The organism is Algoriphagus limi (assembly GCF_024919275.1).
Taxonomy (GTDB): Bacteria; Bacteroidota; Bacteroidia; order Cytophagales; family Cyclobacteriaceae; genus Algoriphagus; species Algoriphagus limi.
Genome location: NZ_JANWGH010000007.1, coordinates 1,643 through 4,450, shown reverse-complemented (window position 1 = coordinate 4,450; position 2,808 = coordinate 1,643). Strand labels below are relative to the sequence as shown.

1 rRNA gene is annotated in these 2,808 nt (G+C 53.6%); it reads right to left on the bottom strand.

Annotated elements, in window-relative coordinates:
* A 23S ribosomal RNA gene (locus NY014_RS16340) occupies positions 1-2,716 on the bottom strand; the annotation flags it as partial.
* Positions 2,717-2,808 lie beyond the last annotated feature (92 nt).

The window sequence follows — 2,808 nt, the reverse complement described above, 5'->3', positions numbered from 1 at the left end:
GACGTAGCTACCCGGCAGTGCAGTTGGCACCACAACCGGTACACCAGCGGTCAGTCCAACCCGGTCCTCTCGTACTAAGGTCAGCTCCTCGCAAACTTCCCACGCCCGCAACAGATAGGGACCGAACTGTCTCACGACGTTCTGAACCCAGCTCGCGTGCCACTTTAATGGGCGAACAGCCCAACCCTTGGGACCTTCTCCAGCCCCAGGATGTGACGAGCCGACATCGAGGTGCCAAACCTCCCCGTCGATATGAGCTCTTGGGGGAGATCAGCCTGTTATCCCCAGAGTACCTTTTATCCTTTGAGCGACGGCCCTTCCATACAGTACCGCCGGATCACTATACCCGTGTTTCCACCCTGCTCGGCTTGTCGGCCTTACAGTCAAGCTCCCTTATGCTATTGCACTCCACGCACGGTTACCAAGCGTGCTGAGGGAACCTTTGGAAGCCTCCGTTATCCTTTTGGAGGCGACCACCCCAGTCAAACTACCCACCAAGCAATGTCCCCCGTTTCGGGGTTAGATACCAGACAAACAAAGGGTGGTATTTCAACGGCGACTCCACAACGCCTGGCGACGCCGCTTCACAGTCTCCCACCTATCCTACACATCATTTGCCCAGTACCAATGCTAAGCTGCAGTAAAGGTTCATGGGGTCTTTCCGTCCCGTTGCGGGTACACGGCATCTTCACCGTGACTACAATTTCACCGAGCTCATGGCTGAGACAGTGCCCAGATCGTTACACCATTCGTGCAGGTCGGAACTTACCCGACAAGGAATTTCGCTACCTTAGGACCGTTATAGTTACGGCCGCCGTTTACCGGGGCTTCGATTCAATGCTTCTCTTGCGATAACATCCCCTCTTAACCTTCCGGCACCGGGCAGGTGTCAGGCCTTATACCTAGTCTTTCAACTTCGCAAAGCCATGTGTTTTTGTTAAACAGTCGCCTGGGCCTCTTCACTGCGGCCTCTGTCACCAGAGGCGCCCCTTCTCCCGAAGTTACAGGGCTATTTTGCCGAGTTCCTTAGCCATGATTCACTCGAGCACCTTAGGATACTCTCCTCGACCACCTGTGTCGGTTTGCGGTACGGGTACCCATACGCTTAGCGCTAGAAGTTTTTCTTGGAAGCTCTTAGGGCCGCTATCCGATTGTCCGTGGACGCTCGGTACTGTCAGCTTCGGCTAGACCGGCGCATTTAACTACCAGTCCAATACCTACAACCTTCAACCCGGTATTCCGTCACCGGGCGGGCCTTCCATCACTCCGTCACTCCGTCACCTGTATGGGCAGTACGGGAATATTAACCCGTTGTCCATCGACTACCCCTCTCGGGTTCGCCTTAGGTCCCGACTGACCCTGATCCGATTAGCGTTGATCAGGAAACCTGGGTCTTGCGGTGTGAATGTTTCTCGCATTCATTATCGTTACTTATGCCTACATTTGCTTTTCCAAAAGCTCCACCGTGCCTCGCAGCACCGCTTCTCCGCCGTTGGAATGCTCCCCTACCACTGATATTGCTATCAATCCTTCGCTTCGGTACTAGATTTGATGCCCGATTATTATCGACGCCCTGTCGCTCGACCAGTGAGCTGTTACGCACTCTTTAAAGGAATAGCTGCTTCCAAGCTAACCTCCTGGCTGTCTCTGCAACTGGACCACCTTTGTTCAACTTAATCTAGATTTGGGGACCTTAGCGGTAGGTCCGGGTTCTTTCCCTCTCGGACTGGGACCTTAGCACCCCAGCCCTCACTGCCGGTTACCTATGGCGGCATTCGGAGTTCGTCAGGATTTGGTAGGATGTGACTCCCCCTAGTCCTATCGGTAGCTCTACCTCCGCCATAAAAATCCCGACGCTGTTCCTAAAAACATTTCGGGGAGTACGAGCTATTTCTCAGTTTGATTAGCCTTTCACCCCTACCCACAGCTCATCCGGAAGCTTTTCAACGCTTATCGGTGCGGCCCTCCATACTGTGTTACCAGTACTTCAGCCTGGCCATGGGTAGATCACTAAGTTTCGCGTCTGCCCCCTCCGACTATCCGCCCTTTCAGACTCGCTTTCGCTCCGGGTACAGCACTCAATGCCTTACCCTCGCCGGAGAGGAGCAACTCGTAGGCTCATTATGCAAAAGGCACGCCGTCACCCCACGAAAGGGCTCCGACCGCTTGTAAGCGCACGGTTTCAGGTTCTATTTCACCCTCCTATTCGGAGTACTTTTCACCTTTCCCTCACGGTACTGGTTCACTATCGGTCTCTCAGGAGTATTTAGCCTTACCAGATGGTGCTGGCTGATTCAACCGGGATTCCTCCGGTCCCGGCCTACTCAGGATACCCGCCTCTCGTACAACCCTTCCAATACGGGACTCTCACCCCCTATGGTCGGCCTTCCCATGCCGTTCTCGTCAAATTGTACTCGATTATGCAGGTCCTACTACCCCGTACATGCCGCAACACATACGGTTTGGGCTAATCCGCTTTCGCTCGCCACTACTCACGGAATCACTGTTGTTTTCTCCTCCTATGGGTACTTAGATGTTTCAGTTCCCCACGTTCGCCTTCCTTTCGGAATATCCCGTAAAACAGGATGGGTTGCCCCATTCGGATATCCGCGGATCAACTCGTATCGGCCAATCCCCGCGGCTTTTCGCAGCTTGTCACGTCCTTCTTCGCCTCTGAGAGCCTAGGCATCCCCCGTGCGCCCTTATTCACTTGCTCTTGTTAATTATTTCAATGTCACCACATACCCTACGGCCTGTGACAACACCTACTGTTACAGTCTCTACTTCAATATGTCAATGAACTTTTCC